This is a genomic window from Burkholderia cenocepacia (genome assembly GCF_014211915.1).
Lineage (GTDB): Bacteria > Pseudomonadota > Gammaproteobacteria > Burkholderiales > Burkholderiaceae > Burkholderia > Burkholderia orbicola.
In genome coordinates, this window is record NZ_CP060039.1 from 3,163,877 (window position 1) to 3,181,845 (window position 17,969).

15 protein-coding genes are annotated in these 17,969 nt (G+C 68.0%); 8 read left to right on the forward strand and 7 right to left on the reverse strand.

Going from position 1 to position 17,969, the window contains the following annotated elements; genetic code table 11:
- Positions 1 to 68: 68 nt before the first annotated feature.
- The 4 genes from SY91_RS14960 to SY91_RS14975 form a co-directional block, all read right to left on the reverse strand.
- The gene (locus SY91_RS14960) at positions 69 to 545 is read right to left on the reverse strand and encodes a DNA-deoxyinosine glycosylase (protein WP_023476753.1); all 477 of its coding nucleotides are present in this window, start codon (positions 543 to 545) and stop codon (positions 69 to 71) included.
- Positions 545 to 1,141, reverse strand: a complete 597-nt coding sequence (locus tag SY91_RS14965) for a chorismate--pyruvate lyase family protein (RefSeq protein WP_006478179.1) — start codon at positions 1,139 to 1,141, stop codon at positions 545 to 547. The genes SY91_RS14960 and SY91_RS14965 overlap by 1 nt, the downstream gene beginning before the upstream one ends.
- Positions 1,142 to 1,149: 8 nt before the next feature.
- Positions 1,150 to 3,048 (reverse strand): molecular chaperone HtpG, encoded by a 1,899-nt coding sequence (htpG, locus tag SY91_RS14970; RefSeq protein ID WP_023476754.1) that lies wholly within the window; start codon positions 3,046 to 3,048, stop codon positions 1,150 to 1,152.
- A 214-nt stretch (positions 3,049 to 3,262) separates the two neighbouring features.
- Complete coding sequence (locus SY91_RS14975) at positions 3,263 to 4,723, reverse strand: PLP-dependent aminotransferase family protein (RefSeq protein ID WP_006478178.1); 1,461 nt, start codon at positions 4,721 to 4,723, stop codon at positions 3,263 to 3,265.
- A gap of 231 nt (positions 4,724 to 4,954) precedes the next feature.
- On the opposite strand from SY91_RS14975, the gene SY91_RS14980 reads away from it, so the two are divergent.
- From SY91_RS14980 to SY91_RS15010, 7 genes are all read left to right on the forward strand, one after another.
- Positions 4,955 to 5,650, forward strand: coding sequence for a VOC family protein (locus SY91_RS14980; protein ID WP_023476756.1), 696 nt, complete (start codon positions 4,955 to 4,957; stop codon positions 5,648 to 5,650).
- 53 nt (positions 5,651 to 5,703) lie between these two features.
- Positions 5,704 to 6,612 carry a DMT family transporter gene (locus SY91_RS14985; protein WP_006478176.1) on the forward strand — a complete coding sequence of 303 codons (909 nt, stop codon included), beginning with the start codon at positions 5,704 to 5,706 and terminating at the stop codon, positions 6,610 to 6,612.
- A 166-nt stretch (positions 6,613 to 6,778) separates the two neighbouring features.
- Complete coding sequence (locus SY91_RS14990) at positions 6,779 to 7,960, forward strand: PLP-dependent aminotransferase family protein (protein WP_006478175.1); 1,182 nt, start codon at positions 6,779 to 6,781, stop codon at positions 7,958 to 7,960.
- Between the two features lie 42 nt (positions 7,961 to 8,002).
- Positions 8,003 to 8,461 carry a RidA family protein gene (locus SY91_RS14995; protein ID WP_006478174.1) on the forward strand — a complete coding sequence of 153 codons (459 nt, stop codon included), beginning with the start codon at positions 8,003 to 8,005 and terminating at the stop codon, positions 8,459 to 8,461.
- Positions 8,462 to 8,474: 13 nt separating this feature from the next.
- Positions 8,475 to 9,359, forward strand: a complete 885-nt coding sequence (locus SY91_RS15000; protein ID WP_023476757.1) for a PhzF family phenazine biosynthesis protein — start codon at positions 8,475 to 8,477, stop codon at positions 9,357 to 9,359.
- A 215-nt stretch (positions 9,360 to 9,574) separates the two neighbouring features.
- Positions 9,575 to 11,914 carry an EAL domain-containing protein gene (locus SY91_RS15005; RefSeq protein ID WP_023476758.1) on the forward strand — a complete coding sequence of 780 codons (2,340 nt, stop codon included), beginning with the start codon at positions 9,575 to 9,577 and terminating at the stop codon, positions 11,912 to 11,914.
- Positions 11,915 to 12,115: 201 nt separating this feature from the next.
- Positions 12,116 to 13,321, forward strand: a complete 1,206-nt coding sequence (locus SY91_RS15010; RefSeq protein WP_023476759.1) for a chromate transporter — start codon at positions 12,116 to 12,118, stop codon at positions 13,319 to 13,321.
- Positions 13,322 to 13,366: 45 nt separating this feature from the next.
- On the opposite strand, the gene SY91_RS15015 is transcribed toward SY91_RS15010, so the two are convergent.
- A complete protein-coding gene (locus SY91_RS15015) occupies positions 13,367 to 13,813 on the reverse strand; it encodes a multidrug/biocide efflux PACE transporter (protein ID WP_011694345.1) in 447 nt (148 codons plus the stop codon).
- A 112-nt stretch (positions 13,814 to 13,925) separates the two neighbouring features.
- Between SY91_RS15015 and SY91_RS15020 the strand changes: the two genes are divergently transcribed.
- Positions 13,926 to 14,810, forward strand: coding sequence for a LysR family transcriptional regulator (locus SY91_RS15020; protein WP_023476760.1), 885 nt, complete (start codon positions 13,926 to 13,928; stop codon positions 14,808 to 14,810).
- A 79-nt stretch (positions 14,811 to 14,889) separates the two neighbouring features.
- On the opposite strand, the gene SY91_RS15025 is transcribed toward SY91_RS15020, so the two are convergent.
- On the reverse strand, positions 14,890 to 15,348 hold the full coding sequence (locus SY91_RS15025; RefSeq protein WP_006487629.1) for a CopD family protein: 459 nt from the start codon (positions 15,346 to 15,348) through the stop codon (positions 14,890 to 14,892).
- A 273-nt stretch (positions 15,349 to 15,621) separates the two neighbouring features.
- On the reverse strand, positions 15,622 to 17,943 hold the full coding sequence (gene parC, locus SY91_RS15030) for a DNA topoisomerase IV subunit A (RefSeq protein ID WP_006478168.1): 2,322 nt from the start codon (positions 17,941 to 17,943) through the stop codon (positions 15,622 to 15,624).
- Between the last annotated feature and the right edge of the window lie 26 nt (positions 17,944 to 17,969).

Below are 17,969 nucleotides of genomic sequence, written 5' to 3' on the forward strand. Positions count from 1 at the left end.
GTCCGGTTTGTCCTGTTGCCGCTCCCGCCCCTGCACCGCTTCGTCGACCCGTCGGAATCCAGCACGTCTCAGGCGCGAATCCCGCGCCAAAGCACCAGCTTCTGCTCGAACGACAGCATCGCGTTCGCCGGGCTCGACGAAGGCAGCACGAGCGTCTCGTACCCAGCCTGGCCGATCACGTCGGCGAACCGCCCCGCCGTCTTGCCGTTGAAGCACACGCGCTTCAGCAACGGCGCATGCGCTCGCAGCGAATCGAAGTCGTTCGGCTTCGCGTTCCTGATCGCGGAATCGAGGCTGCCCTGACGATGGCACGCATCGAGCACGTCCCAGATGCCGATGCCGTGCGACAGCACGCGTTCGAGCCGCGCGTCGTACGGCAGCTCATGCAGCGACGGCTCGCCGAGCACCGCGCCGAGCAGCCGCCAGAACTGGTTGCGCGGATGCGCGTAGTACTGCGCGGCGTCGAGCGACGCCTCGCCCGGAAAGCTGCCGAGGATCATCGTGTGCGTATTCGGCGCGACGACCGGCGGAAAGCCTTGCAGCATCACGCGCCTCCGTGCGACCCGACGGACCGCGGCCCGTCGCCGTGCGCATCGAGGTGGCGCCACAGCGCCGGCAGCATGCACTCGGTGACCATCAGCGGCTTGCCGTGACGCTGGAACACCGAGCGCCGCGCGACGAACGCATGCGGGGCCCGCGCGCCCTGCAATGCATGGCTCGCGAGCGCATACAGCGGATGGCCGGCGATCACGCGCCGGCTCACGAGCGCCGAGCGCTCGACCTGCGGATCGCTGTACAGCAACTCCGCGAGCGGCCGCGTGCGCAGCCGCCGCATCGCCTGCCACACGCCCTTGCTGGCCGCGAGCGGCGCGATGCTGTGGGCGGCGACGTACGGCGTGCCGTCGACCGACAGGATCACCTCGCGCACCCACATCGGCGCGCGCGGCGAACTGGCGAGCGCGTCCGGCTCGTCGAACCACGGGCGGTCGACGGCCTCGCGCGTCACCCGCACGTTCACGCGGCCGAGCCGCGCGAGGTGCGCGGTCAGCGATCCGCCGCGCGTCAGCCAGTCGCGCTGGTCGAGCGTGCAGCCAGGCCGTGGCGTCTCGCGCCAGCCGGCCTGCCCACCGTCGAATCGCATGCGCGCGTTCACGCGGCGCGCGACAGCAGCAGCGCGTTGGTCCGCTTCACGAAGCTCGCCGGATCGTCGAGCATGCCGCCTTCGGCCAGCAGCGCCTGATCGAACAGCAGATGGCACCAGTCGCCGAAATCGGCGCTGTCGGCGTTCAGCTGCTTCACGAGCGCGTGCTCGGGATTGATCTCGAGGATCGGCTGCATCGCCGGCGCGTTCTGGCCGGCTGCCTTCAGCATCCGCTGCAGGTAGCCGCTCATGTCGTTGTCGTCCGCGACGAGGCACGACGGCGAATCGGTCAGGCGGAACGTGGCGCGCACTTCCTTCACCTTGTCGCCGAGCGCTTCCTTCATCTTCTCGACGACCGGCTTGATCGCCTCGCCGGCCTGCTCCTGCGCCTTCTTCTCCTCGTCGTTCAGCTCGCCGAGATCGAGATCGCCGCGGGCCACGCTCGCGAGCGGCTTGCCGTCGAATTCATGCAGGAACGACAGCATCCATTCGTCGACGCGGTCGGTCAGCAGCAGCACCTCGACACCCTTCTTGCGGAACACTTCCAGATGCGGGCTGTTCTTCGCGGCCTGCCACGTATCGGCGGTCACGTAGTAGATCTTGCTCTGCTCGGGCTTCATGCGCGACACGTAGTCGGCGAGCGACACCTCCTGCGCGTCGGTGTCGCCATGCGTCGACGCGAAGCGCAGCAGCTTCGCGATGCGCTCGCGGTTCGCGTGATCCTCGCCGAGGCCTTCCTTCAGCACCTGGCCGAACGCGCCCCAGAACGTCTTGTACTTCTCCTTGCCGGCATCGTCTTCCGCATTCGCGAGCTCCTCGAGCATCGACAGCGCGCGCTTGGTCACGCCTTCGCGGATCGCCTTCACGTCGCGGCTTTCCTGCAGGATTTCACGCGATACGTTCAGCGGCAGGTCGGCCGAATCGACCACCCCCTTCACGAAGCGCAGGTATTGCGGCAGCAGCTGCTCGGCGTCGTCCATGATGAACACGCGCTTCACGTACAGCTTCAGGCCGCCGCGATAGTCGCGGTTCCACAGGTCGAACGGCGCGTGCGCCGGCACGAACAGCAGCTGCGTGTATTCGCTGCGGCCCTCGACGCGGTTGTGCGTCCACGTGAGCGGGTCCTGGTGATCGTGCGCGATGTGCTGGTAGAACTGCGTGTACTGCTCGTCGGTGACGTCGCTCTTCGAACGCGTCCACAGCGCGCTCGCCTGGTTGACGGTTTCGTCCTCGTCCTTCAGGACCATCTCGCCCTTTTCCTGATCCCACTCTTCCTTGCGCATCAGGATCGGCAGCGCGATGTGGTCGGAGTACTTCTGGATGATCGACTTCAGGCGGTGCGACGACAGCAGGTCGTCCTCGCCTTCGCGCAGGTGCAGCGTGATCGTCGTGCCGCGCTGCGCGCGCTCGATCGCGTCGATCGTGAAATCGCCCTCGCCCGCACTTTCCCAGCGCACGGCTTCGTTCGTCGGCAGACCCGCGCGACGCGTTTCGACGGTGATCTTGTCGGCGACGATGAAGCCCGAGTAGAAGCCCACGCCGAACTGGCCGATCAGCGCCGCGTCCTTCTGCTGGTCGCCCGACAGCTTCGTGAAGAATTCCTTGGTGCCCGAACGCGCGATCGTGCCGAGGTTCGCGATCGCCTCGTCGCGGCTCATGCCGATGCCGTTGTCGTCGATCGTGATCGTGCGCGCGGCCTTGTCGTAGCCGATGCGGATGCGCAGGTTCGGATCGTTCTCGTACAGCGCGTTGTCCGCGAGCCCTTCGAAACGCAGCTTGTCGGCCGCGTCGGACGCATTCGACACCAGTTCGCGCAGGAAGATTTCCTTGTTGCTGTAGAGCGAATGGATCATCAGGTGGAGGAGTTGCTTGACCTCTGCCTGAAAGCTCATCGTTTCGTGTGCCATGGATGCTGTTTCCTCTTACTTGAACTGAAAAGGGGTGACGCCGGCGCCCGGCGCGCGATGCCGGCGGACCCGTGAAGGACGCCCGGTTGGGACAACCGGGTTGGGGCGGCCCGTTCGGGACGGCCCCCTCTGGGACGACCGCCTGGCGCCGGCGGTTTGCGCGCGTATCTGGGGACGGCACGCGCCATTTCAAGAGCCGGCCTGCCGCGCCGCGTCACGACGCGCGCCGCACCGCCGAGTCGATATAGCCCGCCAGCAGCCCCGGCAGCGCCGGATCGCCGCAGTTCGCGACGTTGAAGCGCATCCACGTGGACGGCGACTGCTGCGGCGAGAACAGGCTGCCGGGCGTCAGCAGGAAGCCGGCTTCGTGCGCGACCGCCGCGAGCGCGTCCGAATCGACGCCCGTGTCGGCCCACAGGAACATCCCGGCGGCCGGCATCGTGAAGAGCCCGAGCCCCGTGCGCTCGAGCATCCGCGCGGTCTTGTCGCGCACGCCGTCGAGCCGCGCGCGCAGCCGCTCGACGTGGCGCCGGTAATGCCCTTCGGTCAGGATCTTGTACAGCACGCGCTCGTTGAGCTCGGGCGTGGTCATCCCGACCAGCATCTTCTGGTCGGTGACCGCCTTCGCGATCTCCGGCGCGCAGGCGACGTAGCCGACCCGCAGGTTCGCGGCGAGCGTCTTCGAATAGCTGCCGAGATAGATCACGCGCTTCAACTGGTCGAGGCTCGCGAGCCTCGTGGCCGGATAGCTGGGCGGGCACAGGTCGCCGTATATGTCGTCCTCGACGACCAGGAAATCGTACGCCTCCGCGAGCTTCAGGATCCGGAACGCCTGCGCGGCCGACAGCGACGTGCCGGTCGGGTTCTGCAACACCGAGTTGATCACGAGCATCTTCGGCCGCCACATCTGCACCAGGGTTTCGAGCGCATCGAGGTCGGGGCCGTCGGGCGTATACGGCATCCCGACGAGTTGCGCGCCCTGCGCCGCGAAACGGCCGAACATCTGGAACCACGCCGGATCGCCGACGATCACCGCATCGCCCGGGCGCATGTAGATCCGCGAGATCAGGTCGATCGCCTGCGTGATGCCCGACACCAGCACGATCTGTTCGGGCTTCGCGCCGATCTCGACTTCGGCGAGGCGCGTCTGCAATTGCTGGCGCAGCGGCAGGAAACCCTGCGCGGTGCCGAAGCCGAGCATCTGCGCGCCCGACTGGCGCCCGAGCGCGCGCAGCGCGCCGGTGATCAGCTCGCCGTCGAGCCAGCGGCCCGGCAGGTAGCCGAGGCCCGGGCCCTTCTCCGGGCTGACCGTGTGCAGCATGTTGCGCAGCAGCCAGACGACGTCGATCGTGTTGTGTACGGGCGCGGCCTCGGCCACGCGCGCGACCCCGTCGGCCGGCTGCGGGCCGGCGCCCGTGCGCTCGCGCACGTAGAAGCCGGAGCCGCGCCGCGAGTCGAGGTAGCCCTGCGCGACGAGACGCTCGTAGGCCTCGACGACGGTGAAGCGCGACACGCTCTTGTCGAGCGCGAGCTTGCGGATCGACGGCATGCGCATGCCGGGACGGAACACGCGTTCGTCGATGCGCCGCCGCGCCCACTGGACCAACTGGTCGACGAGCGTGAGCGTGGCCGTGTCGTGCGGCGCGGGAATCTGGGCGAGGGGGACGGTGGACATGGGCGGCAGGCTCCAACTGTACCGAAGGCTATCGCGCCGATTGTACCGTTACTGTGCCGGTAGCGACGATTACAGTTGACCGGAATGGCGATCGTGCGGCCGCCGTTCCGGCCCTGCCGCACCTGGCGCAGCGCCCGCCGAGGCGCTTCGCGACCGGTGCGCCGGCCGGTGCGGCCCCCGCCCGGCACGCCGTCCGCCTACCCTGACACTTTCGCTTCCCGACCGACCCTCATGCCAGCCCGCTCCCTGACACTCGACCATCTCGTGATTGCCGCGCGCACCCTCGACGAAGGCGTGCGCCATGTCGCCGACGCACTCGGCATCGAACCGGCCAGCGGCGGCCGCCACCCGCTGATGCGGACCCACAATGCGCTGTTCGGCGCGTGGGGCGGGCTCTATCTCGAAGTGATCGCGATCGACCCCGACGCGCCCGCGCCGGACGACGGAGCAAAGCCGCCTCGCGCGCGGCTGTTCGGGCTCGACGATCCGGCGATCCAGGCGCGGCTCGCGCAGCAGGGCCCGTTTCTCGCGCACTGGGTCGCGCGCGTCGACCGCCCGCGCCAGCTTGCGCTGTGGCAACGCCAGTATCCGGCCCGCATCGCGCCCGTCGTCGCGATGCGGCGCGGCGACCTGAGCTGGGGCCTCACGGTGCCCGACGACGGCAGCTTCCCCGCGTGGCAGGGTGCGGGCGACGGCCTCGTGCCGTCGCTGATCCAGTGGGACAGTCCGCGCCATCCGGCCGAATCGCTGCCGGCCGACGGCATCGCGCTGAAAGCGCTCAAGGGCGCCCATCCGCACGCGGATACGATCCGCGCGCAACTCGACTGGCTCGGCGCCGCCCACCTGCTCGACGTCGAAGCCACCGACGGTCCGCCGGCGCTGGTCGCCGAATTCGACACGCCGCAGGGCCCACGCACGCTGCGTTGAACGCCCTGTGCCGCTTCCATTACACCCACCAGCAATACGGAGACACCCACGACATGAATTCGCGCGAAACCCGGGGCATGCTGCTCGGCCTCATCGGCGTGATGATCTTCAGCCTGACGCTGCCGATGACGCGGATCGTCGTATCCGAACTCAACCCGCTGCTCAACGGGCTCGGCCGCGCGCTCGCCGCCGCCGTGCCGGCCGGCCTGCTGCTGTGGTGGCGCCGCGAGCGGCTGCCGACCCGCGCGCAACTGAAAAGCCTCGCGATCACGTCGGCCGGCGTGATCATCGCGTACCCGGTGTTCTCGGCGTGGGCGATGAAATCGGTGCCGGCCTCGCACGGCGCGGTGGTCAACGGGCTGCAGCCGTTGTTCGTCGCGCTGTACGCGGCGTGGCTGTCGCACGAACGGCCGTCGAAGGCGTTCTGGGCCAGCGCGGTGGCCGGCAGCGCGCTCGTGATCGCGTTCGCGCTGCGTGACGGCGGCGGCACCGTGCAGGCCGGCGACGCGCTGATGCTCGTCGCGGTCGGCATCGGCGCGTTGGGCTATGCGGAAGGCGCGCGCCTCGCGCGCCAGATCGGCGGCTGGCAGGTGATCTGCTGGGCGCTCGTCGTGTCGGCGCCGTTCCTCGTGCTGCCGGTCGGCTGGCTCGCATGGATGCAGCACGCCGCGCATCCGGGGCCGCTCGCGCCACGCACCTGGCTCGCGTTCGGCTACGTGACCCTCTTTTCGCAATTCATCGGCTTTTTCGCCTGGTATGCGGGGCTCGCGATGGGCGGCACCGCGCGCGTCGGCCAGGTGCAACTGCTGCAGATTTTCTTCACGATCGCCTTTTCCGCGCTGCTGTTCGGCGAAACGGTCACGCCGTCGACGTGGCTGTTCGCCGCCGCCGTGATCGCGACCGTGGTGCTCGGGCGCCGCTCGGCGGTCGCCACGGCGCCGCGCGCCGCTCGCGCCGGCTGATGAGGTGCGCCATAATGGACGTTTTGCCTGATCGGTTTCGCCTGACTGGCCGTGCCCACCCAGCCGCGAAGGCGCCATCGTGCTCGCGCTCGCCCACCCGGCGGCGTCGAAGCGATCCGCCTGATCGACCTTTCTTGACCGACCACGATATCCGAACGAGGAGACTATGAATCCGAGCGACCTGCATCCGCCGCACTGGCAGCTTTCCGAACGCGCCCGCAAGCTGACGAGCTCGGCGATCCGCGAGATCCTGAAGGTCACGGAACGCCCCGAGGTCATCTCGTTCGCCGGCGGCCTGCCCGCCCCCGCGACGTTCCCGGCCGAACGCATGCGCGCCGCCGCCGACCGCGTGCTGCGCGACGCGCCGGCCGCCGCGCTCCAGTACAGCGCGACCGAAGGCTACCTGCCGCTGCGCGAGTGGATCGCCGAGCGCTACAGCGTGCGCGTGTCGCAGGTGCTGATCACGACCGGCTCGCAGCAGGCGCTCGACCTGCTCGGCAAGGCGCTGATCGACCCGAACAGCCCGATCCTCGTCGAAACCCCGACCTACCTCGGCGCGCTGCAATCGTTCTCGCTGTACGAGCCGCGCTACGTGCAGGTGCCGACCGACGAGCAGGGCCTGCTGCCGGAAGGCCTCACGCCCGAACTCACGCAAGGCGCGCGCCTGCTGTACGCGCAGCCGAACTTCCAGAACCCGACCGGTCGCCGCCTGCCCGTCGAGCGCCGCCGCGCGCTCGCCGCGTTCGCGCAGACGAGCCCGTTCCCGGTGCTGGAGGACGATCCGTACGGCGCGCTGAACTACCAGGGCGAGCCGCTGCCGACGATGCTGTCGATGGCGCCCGACCACGTCGTGCATCTCGGCACGTTCTCGAAGGTGCTCGCGCCGGGCCTGCGGATCGGCTACATCATCGCGCCCGAGGAGCTCCACTTCAAGCTCGTGCAGGCCAAGCAGGCCACCGACCTGCACACGCCGACGCTCACGCAGCGCATCGCGCACGAAGTGATCAAGGACGGCTTCCTCGACGAGCACATCCCGACGATCCGCGAGCTGTACAGCGCGCAGTGCGACGCGATGCTCGGCGCGCTCACGCGCCACATGCCGGCAGGCGTCACGTGGAACCGTCCGGAAGGCGGGATGTTCATCTGGGTGAACCTGCCCGCGCAGATCGACAGCATGAAGCTGCTCGCCGCGGCCGTCGACAACCACGTCGCCTTCGTGCCGGGCGCGCCGTTCTTCGCGGAGAACGCGCAGCAGAACACGCTGCGCCTGTCGTTCGTGACGGTGCCGCCCGAGAAGATCGAGGAAGGCGTCGCGCGCCTCGGCAAGCTGCTGCGCGAGCGCCTCTGATCCCCTTTTTCCTGTCACGACTCTCTACGAGGAATCGAACACATGGCTAACGTCTACGACAAACTGAAGTCGCTCGGCATCGAGCTCCCGACCGCCGGCGCCCCGGCCGCCGCCTACGTGATGAGCGCGCAAAGCGGCAACACGGTCTACCTGTCGGGCCACATCGCGAAGAAGGACGGCAAGGTCTGGGCCGGCAAGCTCGGCGCGGATCTGCAAACGGAAGACGGCAAGGCCGCCGCCCGCTCGATCGCGATCGACCTGCTCGCGACGCTGCACGCGCACACCGGCGACCTGAACAAGGTCACGCGCATCGTCAAGCTGATGAGCCTCGTCAACTCGACGCTCGACTTCACCGAACAGCACGTCGTGACGAACGGCGCGTCGGAGCTGATCGCCGAAGTGTTCGGCGACGCGGGCAAGCATGCGCGCTCGGCATTCGGCGTCGCGCAGATCCCGCTCGGCGCGTGCGTCGAGATCGAACTGATCGCCGAAGTCGCGTAACGGGCGCAGCGCGATGCCCGGTCGTCTCGTTCGCTTCAAGCAGGTCGACGTGTTCACGTCGGTGCCGTTCAAGGGCAATCCGCTTGCCGTGGTGTTCGACGCCGATTCGCTCGGCGACGACGCCATGCTCGAGATCGCCCGCTGGACGAACCTGTCGGAAACGACGTTCCTCTGCACGCCGACCGATCCGGAAGCCGACTATCGCGTGCGGATCTTCACGACCGGCGGCGAACTGCCGTTCGCCGGCCACCCGACGCTCGGCACCGCGCATGCGTTCCTGGAAAGCGGCGCGCAGCCGCGCACGCCGGGCCGGCTGATCCAGCAGTGCGGGATCGGCCGGGTTGCGCTGCGCGAGCAGGGCGGCCGCTGGGCGTTCGCCGCGCCGCCGGCACGCGTCACGCCGCTCGACCGTTCGGACTACGCGGTACTGGCCGCCGCGCTGCGCAGCGACGCGCTCGACCTGGACGCCGAGCCGTGCGCGGTGGACAACGGCGCACCGTGGCTGGTCGTGCGGCTGAAGTCGGCCGATGCGTGCATCGGCCTGTCGCCCGATCCTGCCGCGCTGGCGGCGCTGACCCACCGCTACGGCGTGGACGGCCTCGCCGCCTACGCGCCGCACGCCGAAGGCGGCCCCGCGACGTTCGAGATCCGCTGCCTGATGACCGGCGGCCAGCTCGGCACGCCCGGCGAGGACCCCGTCACCGGCAGCGCGAACGCCGCGCTCGCGGGGCTGCTGACGCGCCAGGAACGCCGCCCCGGCCAATCGTATACAGCCCGCCAGGGCACGGCGATCGGCCGCGACGGCCGCATCTTCGTCAGCTACGACGACGACGGCACGACCTGGATCGGCGGCCACGTCGTCACGGTCGTCGACGGCACGTTCCGGTCACCCGACTGACATTTCGCGATGTGGATGGCGCCGGCTCGTCCGGCGCCCTACGCTTTGCCCAACTATCGCAAAAACGTTCCAGCCAGTAATATCGGGCCTAATCCGTTGTTTCGGAGGTCTGTCCATGGTTGCGCGTCCCGCGAACGAACAGACGTCGGGACAATCCGAACCATAGCCGGCCATCCAGACGGATGGCGCACGCGAGCAGGACGCCGCCCTCTTCGATGAGCTCCGCCCGGTCCAACCACACGCCGCCGAACCGGCCGCTGCGCGCGCCGCGCAAGTCGCGCCGGCGTGCGCTGTTCGCCATCCCGCTGCTCGGGATGCTGGCGCTCGCGCTGCTGTGGGCCGTGATCATCGCGCGTCTGTCCGTCGAAAAGGACAGTGCGTACAAGGAAGCGGCGGCCTCCGCGGCGATCCTGTCGTCCGCGCTCGAGCAGCATACGGTCAAGGCGATCCACCAGGTCGACCAGATCACCCGCTTCGTCAAGTTCGAATTCGAGAAATCGCCGGCGCGCTTCAATCTCGCGAGCGCCGTCGAGAAAGGCGTCGTGCCGAGCGACACGCTGATCCAGGTATCGCTCGTCAACGCGAAGGGCATCCTGTTCGCGAACACCGCCGAACTCCATCCGCAGCCGATCAACCTGTCCGACCGCGAGGACTTCAAGGTCCACCTCGCGCACAACGACGACCGCCTCTTCATCAGCAAGCCCGTGCTCGGCCGCGTGTCGAGCCACTGGACGCTGCAGATGACGCGGCGCCTGAACAACCCGGACGGCAGCTTCGCGGGCATCGTCGTGGTGTCGGAAGACCCGAGCTACTTCACGAACGATTTCTACAACAACGCGGCCATCGGCAAGGAAGGCGTGATCGCGGTCGTGTCCGATACCGGTGCGGTGCTCGCGCGGCGCACGGGCTCGGTGAGCAACGCGCCGGGCGCGTTTTCGGCGTCGGGCGTCTACCCGATCGCCGAGCGCGTGACGGGCACGATCATCGATCCGATCGACGGCGTAACGCGCATCGTGTCGTACCGCCACCTCGACGGCTACCCGCTCGCGGTGATGGTCGGCCTGTCGCAGACGGAAGAGTTCGCGGACTACACCCACACGCGCAACGTCTACCTGCTGATGACGAGCTTCATCACGCTCGCGATGCTCGCGTTCTTCGGCGTCGCGACGGGCCTGATCGGCAAGCTGCTCGGCCGCGAGCGCGAAATGACGCAGCTCGCCGAATACGACCTGCTCACCGGCCTCGCGAACCGCTATGCGACGCTGCGCGGGCTGCGCAACGACGTGTCGATGCCCGCGAGCCTGTCGCGGCTCGGCCTGCTGTTCATCGATCTCGACAACTTCAAGACCGTCAACGACACGCTCGGCCACAACGCCGGCGACATCGTGCTGCAGATGACCGCGTCGCGCCTGGCCGATGCGGTCGGCGACGAAGGTTCGCTCGCGCGCATCGGCGGCGACGAGTTCGTCGTCGTGATGAAGGGCGACGACGTCGAGCGGCGCGCGGTGCGGCTCGCGGAAGCGATCATCCGGATGTTCGGCGAGCCGTTCGACGTGCGCGGCAGTTCGTTCGTGCTGCATGCGAGCATCGGCATCGCGCTGCACACCGTCGCGAACGAAAGCGAGATCGACCTGCTGAAAAAGGCCGACCTCGCGATGTACAGCGCGAAGGACGCCGGCAAGAACTGCTACCAGTTCTATGCGCCGCACCTGTCGCACCGCGCCGACCACCTGATGCGCTGGGAACAGCAATTGCGCGTCGCGCTCGCCGAGGGGCAGCTGTTCCTCGCGTACCAGCCGAAGATCGACCTCACGCATCGCACCATCACCGGCTTCGAGGCGCTCGCACGCTGGGATCACCCCGAGCACGGCGTCATCTCCGCGAACGAATTCATTTCGATCGCCGAATCGACCGGCCTGATCGTGCCGATCGGCGACTTCGTGATCCGTACCGCGTGCGAGCAGATCGCGCGCTGGCGCGACGAAGGCCACGACACGCTGACGCTCGCGGTCAACATCTCGCCCGTGCAGTTCTGGCGCGGCGACCTGATCGAGACGATCTCGCAGGCGCTGCAGGACACCGGCATCCCCGCGAACCGGCTCGAGATCGAGATCACCGAGACCGCGATGATGGAATATCCGGAACTCGTGTCCGAGAAGATCGTCGCGCTGAAAAAGCTCGGCATCCGGATCGCGCTCGACGATTTCGGCACCGGCTACTCGTCGCTGTCGTACCTGCACCGCTTCTCCGTCGACACGCTGAAGGTCGACCGCTCGTTCGTGCAGGCGATTCCGAACGACCGCAGCGTGTGCGTGATGGTGTCGTCGATCGTGCATCTCGCGCGCTCGCTCGGGCTGACCGTCGTCGTCGAGGGCACGGAGACCGAGGAGCAGATCACGTGGCTGTCCGCGCTCGGCGAAATCGAGGCGCAGGGCTTCCTGTTCTCGCGCCCGGTGCCGGCCGATGCGATTCCCGCGCTGATCGCCCGCTTCGGCGTGCGCGGCGAGCATCCGAATGTCGTCGCACATCGCGCGACCGGCAGCACGGGCGCATGAGCGCCGCACTGCTGCAGGCGCGCGCGTTGTGCAACGCCGCAATCGTTGCGTTTTCCGATCCGATCGTTCAATTCATTAACTAGCGTTTTCGCGCATGGCAGTGTCATGATGCGCAGCGGACAATCGGGAGGGCCGACGTGTCGGCGGGCCGCCGGCACGGCCATACGCGAGAGATCTGGCCCTGCGCCAACCACACCAATCATGACAACCGTCGAAGTCGAAGCGACCGCGCGTGTCGAAGAGGCACCGGCATCCCTATGGGCCTTGTTCAAGGTCGTCGCCGGCATTTCGGCCGTTTCGTGGGGCGGGCTTTCGATGATGGCGCAACTCGAACGCCATTACGTGGAGCGGCTGCGGCGCATCGAGCCGCACGTCTTCGGCGATCTCGTCGCGCTCGCATGGCTCGTCCCGGGCCCCGTCGGCTGCAACGTCGCCGTGCAGGTCGGCCAGACGCTGCATGGCCGTGCCGGCGCCTGGGTCGCCGGCATCGCGAGCGTGCTGCCGTTCTCGATCCTGATGACGCTGTTCGCGATCTTCTATCAGACGCCGCTCGTGCGCTCGCTTGCCGCGCCGATGCTGATCAATCACTTCGGCATGGTGCTCGCCGCGCTGATCGGCGTCACGTGGGTCAAGCAGGTGCGCTCGCTCGCGCGCACGCGGCTCGAACAGGCGATCGCCGCACTATCGACGATTCTGCTCGCTTTCGCGCATAGTCCGGCCGCTTTCGTCGGGATTCTGTTCGCCGCGTTTGCAGCGGGCTGGCTGACGGGGCCGCCGCAGCGCGACGCGGTCGATTTCACGCTGTCGAAGCGCGACCGCACCCTGCTCGTGCTGCTCGGCGTGCTCGTCGTGCTGTTCGCGGTGCCGCTGCCCGGCGATTACCAGGCGGAATTGCTATGGCCGCGCCTCGCGGGCGCCGGCATGACGCTGTTCGGCGGCGGCTTCTCCGCGCTGCCGGTGCTCAAGACGCTGTTCGTCTCACCGGCGACGGGCATCTCCGATCACGACTTCACGCTGGCGTTCGCGCTGTCGCCGGTCGCGCCGGGGCCGTTGCTGAACGTCGTGCCGTTTCTCGGCTATCTGACCGACGGCTGGTTCGGCGCGCTGCTCGCCACCGCCGCGCTGTTCATTCCGTCGGGATGCCTCGTCGTGTTTGCGCAGAACCATCTGCTCCGGCTCAAGCGCCATTCGCGCTTCGAGCACGGGATGCGCCTGCTGCGCGCGGCGACGACCGGCTTTCTCGTGGTCGCCGTCGTGAAAATCCTGCATCGCGAACCGGCCGAACCGGTTTACTGGCTGACGGGCGCGTTCGCCACGGTGTGCTTCACGCGCTTCAAGGTGCCCGTCTATGCCGTGTACGGCGCGGTCGCCGTGGTATGCAGCGTGTGGCTGTGGGCCGCGCGCTGACGAGCGCCGGCCGTCGCCCTGTCCGGTCTGGTCCGCCTCACCCGCTCAACCTGCCTGCACCGTAACCCGGCGTGCCATCCAGCGGGCACGCAGCGCGTCGTACGCGAGGTTGAAGCAGAACGTGTACGGCAGGAAGAACAGCACGATGCCGAGGTCGAGCAACAGCGCCTCGACGAGGCTCACGTTCAGCCACCACGCGGCAACCGGCACCACCATCGCGACGAGGCCGAGCTCGAACGTCACCGCGTGCGCGACCCGCATGCCGAGCGTGCGCGACAACCCGGCCCGGCGCTCGAAGCGGTCGAACAGCGTGTTGAACGTCATGTTCCACGCCATCGCGATCAGCGACACCATCACCGTCAGCACGCCGACGTGCGATACCGGCATGTCGAGCAGCCATGCGCCGATCGGCGCGCACAGCGCGATCGCCACCAGTTCGAACGTCAGCGCGTGCAGTAGCCGTTCCGTCACCGTTTTATTGATCTGTTTCATGATTCGCTCCAATGCGTTACCTGATCCATGTCGGCCATTTTGATCGGCATAACCGTATGAATCCAGTTTGATATCATCGGTTTTACCGATATAACGCTGTCAGGAACCCTGCATGCACCACGCCCCGGAAGCCCTGCTCGCATTCGCCGAAGCGGCGCTGCTCGGCTCGTTTACGGCCGCCGCACGCAAGCTCGGCAAGCGCCAGTCGACGGTGTCGGAAGCGATCGCGAATCTCGAAATCGACCTCGGCGTGCAACTGTTCGATCGCTCGACGCGCGCGCCGACGCTCACCGACGCCGGCCGCGCGCTGCTGCCGCACGTGCAGCGCGCGCTCGAGGCCAGCGCGGCGATCGACCGCACGGCCGCCCGGCTCGCGCACGGCGAGGAAGCGCGGCTCACGCTCGTCGTCTCGGATACGTACCAGTCGAAGCGCTACGAAGAGACGTTGATGGCGCTCGAACGGCGTTTTCCGGCGCTCGAGCTCGAATGCCAGATCGCCGAGCACGACGACGTCCTCGACCTGATCCAGCAAGGCCGCGCGCAACTCGGGCTGATGGCCGCGCGCGCGACCTACCCGGCCGATATCGGCGCGGCGACGGTGGCGGAGGAATCGGAGATCGGGCTGTTCGTCGGCCGCACGCACGCGCTCGCCGCATATGGCGACGCCGAGGTGCCGCACGCGGCGCTGCGCGACGTGCGCGAACTGCGCCTCAATACCTACGTGAAAACGGAAGGACGCGGCACCGACGACCGGATCGTCGTCGGCACGCAGCACTGGCTCGCGCCGAGCTACCTGATGCTGCTGGAGATGGCGGTGCTGGGGTTCGGCTGGGCTGAACTGCCGCGCTGGATGGTCGAGCACTTCGCGCGCGACCGCCTGTGCGAACTGCATGCGCGCGGCTGGCCGCGCCGCGTGCGGGTGGATGCGGTCTGGTCGCGCAACCGGCCGCTCGGGCCGGCCGGGTCATGGCTGCTCGACGCGATGCTTGCCGCGTAGCGGTGCGTGTGCCGTCGAGCCTGCCGGGGACGGAGGGCTGAAGGCTGAAGGCTGAGGGCTGAGGGCTGGCGCCAGCCGGTCAGAAACCGCGCGACAGCACGGCCGCGCCAATCGTGACGACGCCGAGCACGAGGTTCACGACGACGAGCAGGCGCACCGCGTTCACCGCGCGCGCGCCGTCCGGCCAGTTCTGCGCCTGCACCGCACGGCGAATGCGCGGGAACAACGCGAAGCGGATGTGCCCGAAGATCAGCATCATCACGACGCCGAGCCCGGCCATCGCGTGCAGCGACCACGTCGCGTGCGCGCCGCCGAAGCTCGTCAGCAGGAAGCCGCCGGACAGCAGGATCACGATCACGGCCCCTGAAACCCAGTTGAAGAAGCGGCCGAACACGCCTTCGATCAGCGGCAACCGCAGCTGCGGCGACAGGTCGGACAGTGCGGGACGCAGGCAGAAGTGCGCGAAGACCATCCCGCCCACCCACACGGCGACGGCCAGCAGGTGAAGAAACAGCGCGACGGCAACGGCGTGGGACATGGGGATGATCCTGTGATGAATGGGGTGCAGCGAACGGCCGCGTCGCACGCGGCATCAAGCGACGTTCGACTCGCCAGCCGCGCGGCGGTTCGGACCCTCAGCGCGATTTCACACTATTTTGCAAATTCCGCGTGACAACGCCACGCTTGCTTACCCGAATCCCCCAGCCAGAAAAGAAAAAGCCGCCCGCCCGCCGAAGCGGACGTGCGGCCTTCGATCGCGGCCGAACCGAACGAACCGGATGAACCGGGCGATCCGGACGACCGCGCGGCGTCAGCCGAGCAGCGGACGCAACTCGGTGACGACCTTGAGCTTCGTGTCCGGCGCGCGGCCCTTGCGGGCGCGCTTGCCGATGTGCGGCGCGAGCCCGGCATACGACAACGTCTCGTCCTGCACCTTGCCGCCGCGACCGGTGCCGATCAGCACGACCCCGGACGGATCGATCGCGAGTGCCTGCACGAGCGTTTCCTTGTCGTCGAGCGCCATCAGGATCACGCCGCGCCCGCCGCCGGACAGCGTCTTCATCTCGTCCATCCCGAACACCAGCAAGCGCCCGCCGCTCGACAGGCAGGCGACCTGCGTCGCGTTCGGCAGCACCGGCATCGGCGCGAGCGGCACCGCACCCGCATCGATCGTCATGAACGACTTGCCGGCCTTCAGGCGACTCACCATGTCGCCGACCTTCGCGAGGAAGCCGAAGCCGTTGCTCGACGCGAGCAGCAGTTGCTGGTCGGCCGGCGCCGCGTAGTAGTGCATCAGGTGCGAGCCCGATTCGAGCTCGATCAGCGACGTGACCGGCACGCCGTCGCCGCGCCCGCCCGGCAGCACCGAGACATCGACCGAATACACGCGGCCGCTGCTGCCCCACGCGATCAGGCGATCCGGCGTGCGGCACTGGAACGCCGCGTACAGGTGGTCGCCCGCCTTGAACGTGAAGCCGGCCGGATCGAGCCCGTGGCCCTTCAACGCACGCACCCAGCCCTTCTGCGACACGACCACCGTCACCGGCTCGTCGACCACCTTCGCCTCGAACGTCGCACGCTTTTCCTGCTGGATCAGCGTGCGGCGATCGTCGCCGTACTGCTTCGCATCGGCCTCGATCTCCTTGATCATCAGCCGCTTCATCGCGCTTTCGTTCGCGAGCAGTTCCTCGAGCTTTGCCTTTTCGTCGCGCAGCGCGTCGAGTTCCTTCTCGATCTTGATCTTCTCGAGCCGCGCGAGCTGGCGCAACCGGATTTCGAGGATGTCCTCGGCCTGCCGCTCGCTGAGGCCGAACGCGCTCATCAGCGCGGCCTTCGGCTCGTCCGACTCGCGGATGATGCGGATCACCTCGTCGATGTTCAGGAAGACGATCATCCGCCCTTCGAGGATGTGGATGCGGTCGTCGACCTTCGCGAGACGATGGCGGCACCGGCGCGTCATCGTCAGCTGGCGGAATTTCACCCATTCGTCGAGGATCGTCAGCAGGCCCTTCTGGCCCGGCCGGCCGTCGGCGCCGATCATCACGAGGTTCAGCGTCGCGTTCGATTCGAGGCTCGTGTACGCGAGCAGCGTGTTCACGAATTCCGTCTGGTCGATCGTGCGCGACTTCGGCTCGAACACGAGCCGCACCGCCGCTTCCTTGCCCGACTCGTCGCGCACCGCGTCGAGCAGGTCGAGCATCGCCTTCTTCGTGTTGAGCTGCTCGGGCGTCAGCGTCTTCTTGCCGAGCTTGAGCTTCGGGTTGGTCAGTTCCTCGATTTCCTCGAGCACCTTCTGGCCCGACGTGCTCGGCGGCAGCTCGGTGACGACGAGCTGCCACTGGCCGCGCGCGAGATCCTCGATCTTCCATTTCGCGCGCACTTTCAGGCTGCCGCGGCCCGTTTCGTACGCCGCCGCGATTTCGGTGTCGCTCGAGATGATCTGGCCGCCGCCGGGGAAATCCGGGCCGGGAATCAGGTTCATCAGCTCCGCGTGCGTGAGCTTCGGATTGCGGATCAATGCGACCGCCGCCGCCGCGACTTCGCGCAGGTTGTGCGACGGGATTTCGGTGGCGAGGCCGACCGCGATGCCCGACGCGCCGTTCAGCAGCACGAACGGCATGCGGCTCGGCAGCGTCTTCGGCTCCTCGAACGAGCCGTCGTAGTTCGGCATGAAGTCGACCGTGCCCTGGTCGATCTCGTCGAGCAGCAGCTTCGCGATCGGCGTGAGGCGCGCTTCCGTGTAACGCATCGCCGCAGCGCCGTCGCCGTCGCGCGAGCCGAAGTTGCCCTGCCCGTCGATCAGCGGGTAGCGCAGCGAGAAATCCTGCGCGAGCCGCACGAGCGCGTCGTATGCCGACTGGTCGCCGTGCGGGTGGTATTTACCGAGCACGTCGCCGACCACGCGCGCCGACTTCACCGGCTTCGCGTCGGGCCCCAGGCCCATTTCGTTCATCGCGAACAGGATCCGGCGCTGCACCGGCTTCTGGCCGTCGCACACGTCGGGCAGCGCGCGGCTCTTCACGACGCTGACTGCGTAGCTGAGATACGCCTGCTCCGCGTAGTTGCCGAGCGTCAGCGCGTCGCTCTCGGGCGCGTCGGGACTGGCAAAGAGATCGGAAGTATTGTCGTCCATCTGAATTCCGTATTCGTAAGTGGCGT

Coding starts and splice junctions, on each gene's coding strand:
- SY91_RS15010 (WP_023476759.1), top strand. CDS start 12,116: ATGACAACCGTCGAAGTCGAAGCGACCGCGCGTGTCGAAGAGGCACCG.
- htpG (WP_023476754.1), bottom strand. CDS start 3,048: ATGGCACACGAAACGATGAGCTTTCAGGCAGAGGTCAAGCAACTCCTC.
- SY91_RS15025 (WP_006487629.1), bottom strand. CDS start 15,348: ATGTCCCACGCCGTTGCCGTCGCGCTGTTTCTTCACCTGCTGGCCGTC.
- SY91_RS14985 (WP_006478176.1), top strand. CDS start 5,704: ATGAATTCGCGCGAAACCCGGGGCATGCTGCTCGGCCTCATCGGCGTG.
- SY91_RS14995 (WP_006478174.1), top strand. CDS start 8,003: ATGGCTAACGTCTACGACAAACTGAAGTCGCTCGGCATCGAGCTCCCG.
- SY91_RS15000 (WP_023476757.1), top strand. CDS start 8,475: ATGCCCGGTCGTCTCGTTCGCTTCAAGCAGGTCGACGTGTTCACGTCG.
- SY91_RS14990 (WP_006478175.1), top strand. CDS start 6,779: ATGAATCCGAGCGACCTGCATCCGCCGCACTGGCAGCTTTCCGAACGC.
- SY91_RS15020 (WP_023476760.1), top strand. CDS start 13,926: ATGCACCACGCCCCGGAAGCCCTGCTCGCATTCGCCGAAGCGGCGCTG.
- SY91_RS14975 (WP_006478178.1), bottom strand. CDS start 4,723: ATGTCCACCGTCCCCCTCGCCCAGATTCCCGCGCCGCACGACACGGCC.
- SY91_RS15005 (WP_023476758.1), top strand. CDS start 9,575: ATGAGCTCCGCCCGGTCCAACCACACGCCGCCGAACCGGCCGCTGCGC.
- SY91_RS14980 (WP_023476756.1), top strand. CDS start 4,955: ATGCCAGCCCGCTCCCTGACACTCGACCATCTCGTGATTGCCGCGCGC.
- SY91_RS14960 (WP_023476753.1), bottom strand. CDS start 545: ATGCTGCAAGGCTTTCCGCCGGTCGTCGCGCCGAATACGCACACGATG.
- parC (WP_006478168.1), bottom strand. CDS start 17,943: ATGGACGACAATACTTCCGATCTCTTTGCCAGTCCCGACGCGCCCGAG.
- SY91_RS15015 (WP_011694345.1), bottom strand. CDS start 13,813: ATGAAACAGATCAATAAAACGGTGACGGAACGGCTACTGCACGCGCTG.
- SY91_RS14965 (WP_006478179.1), bottom strand. CDS start 1,141: ATGCGATTCGACGGTGGGCAGGCCGGCTGGCGCGAGACGCCACGGCCT.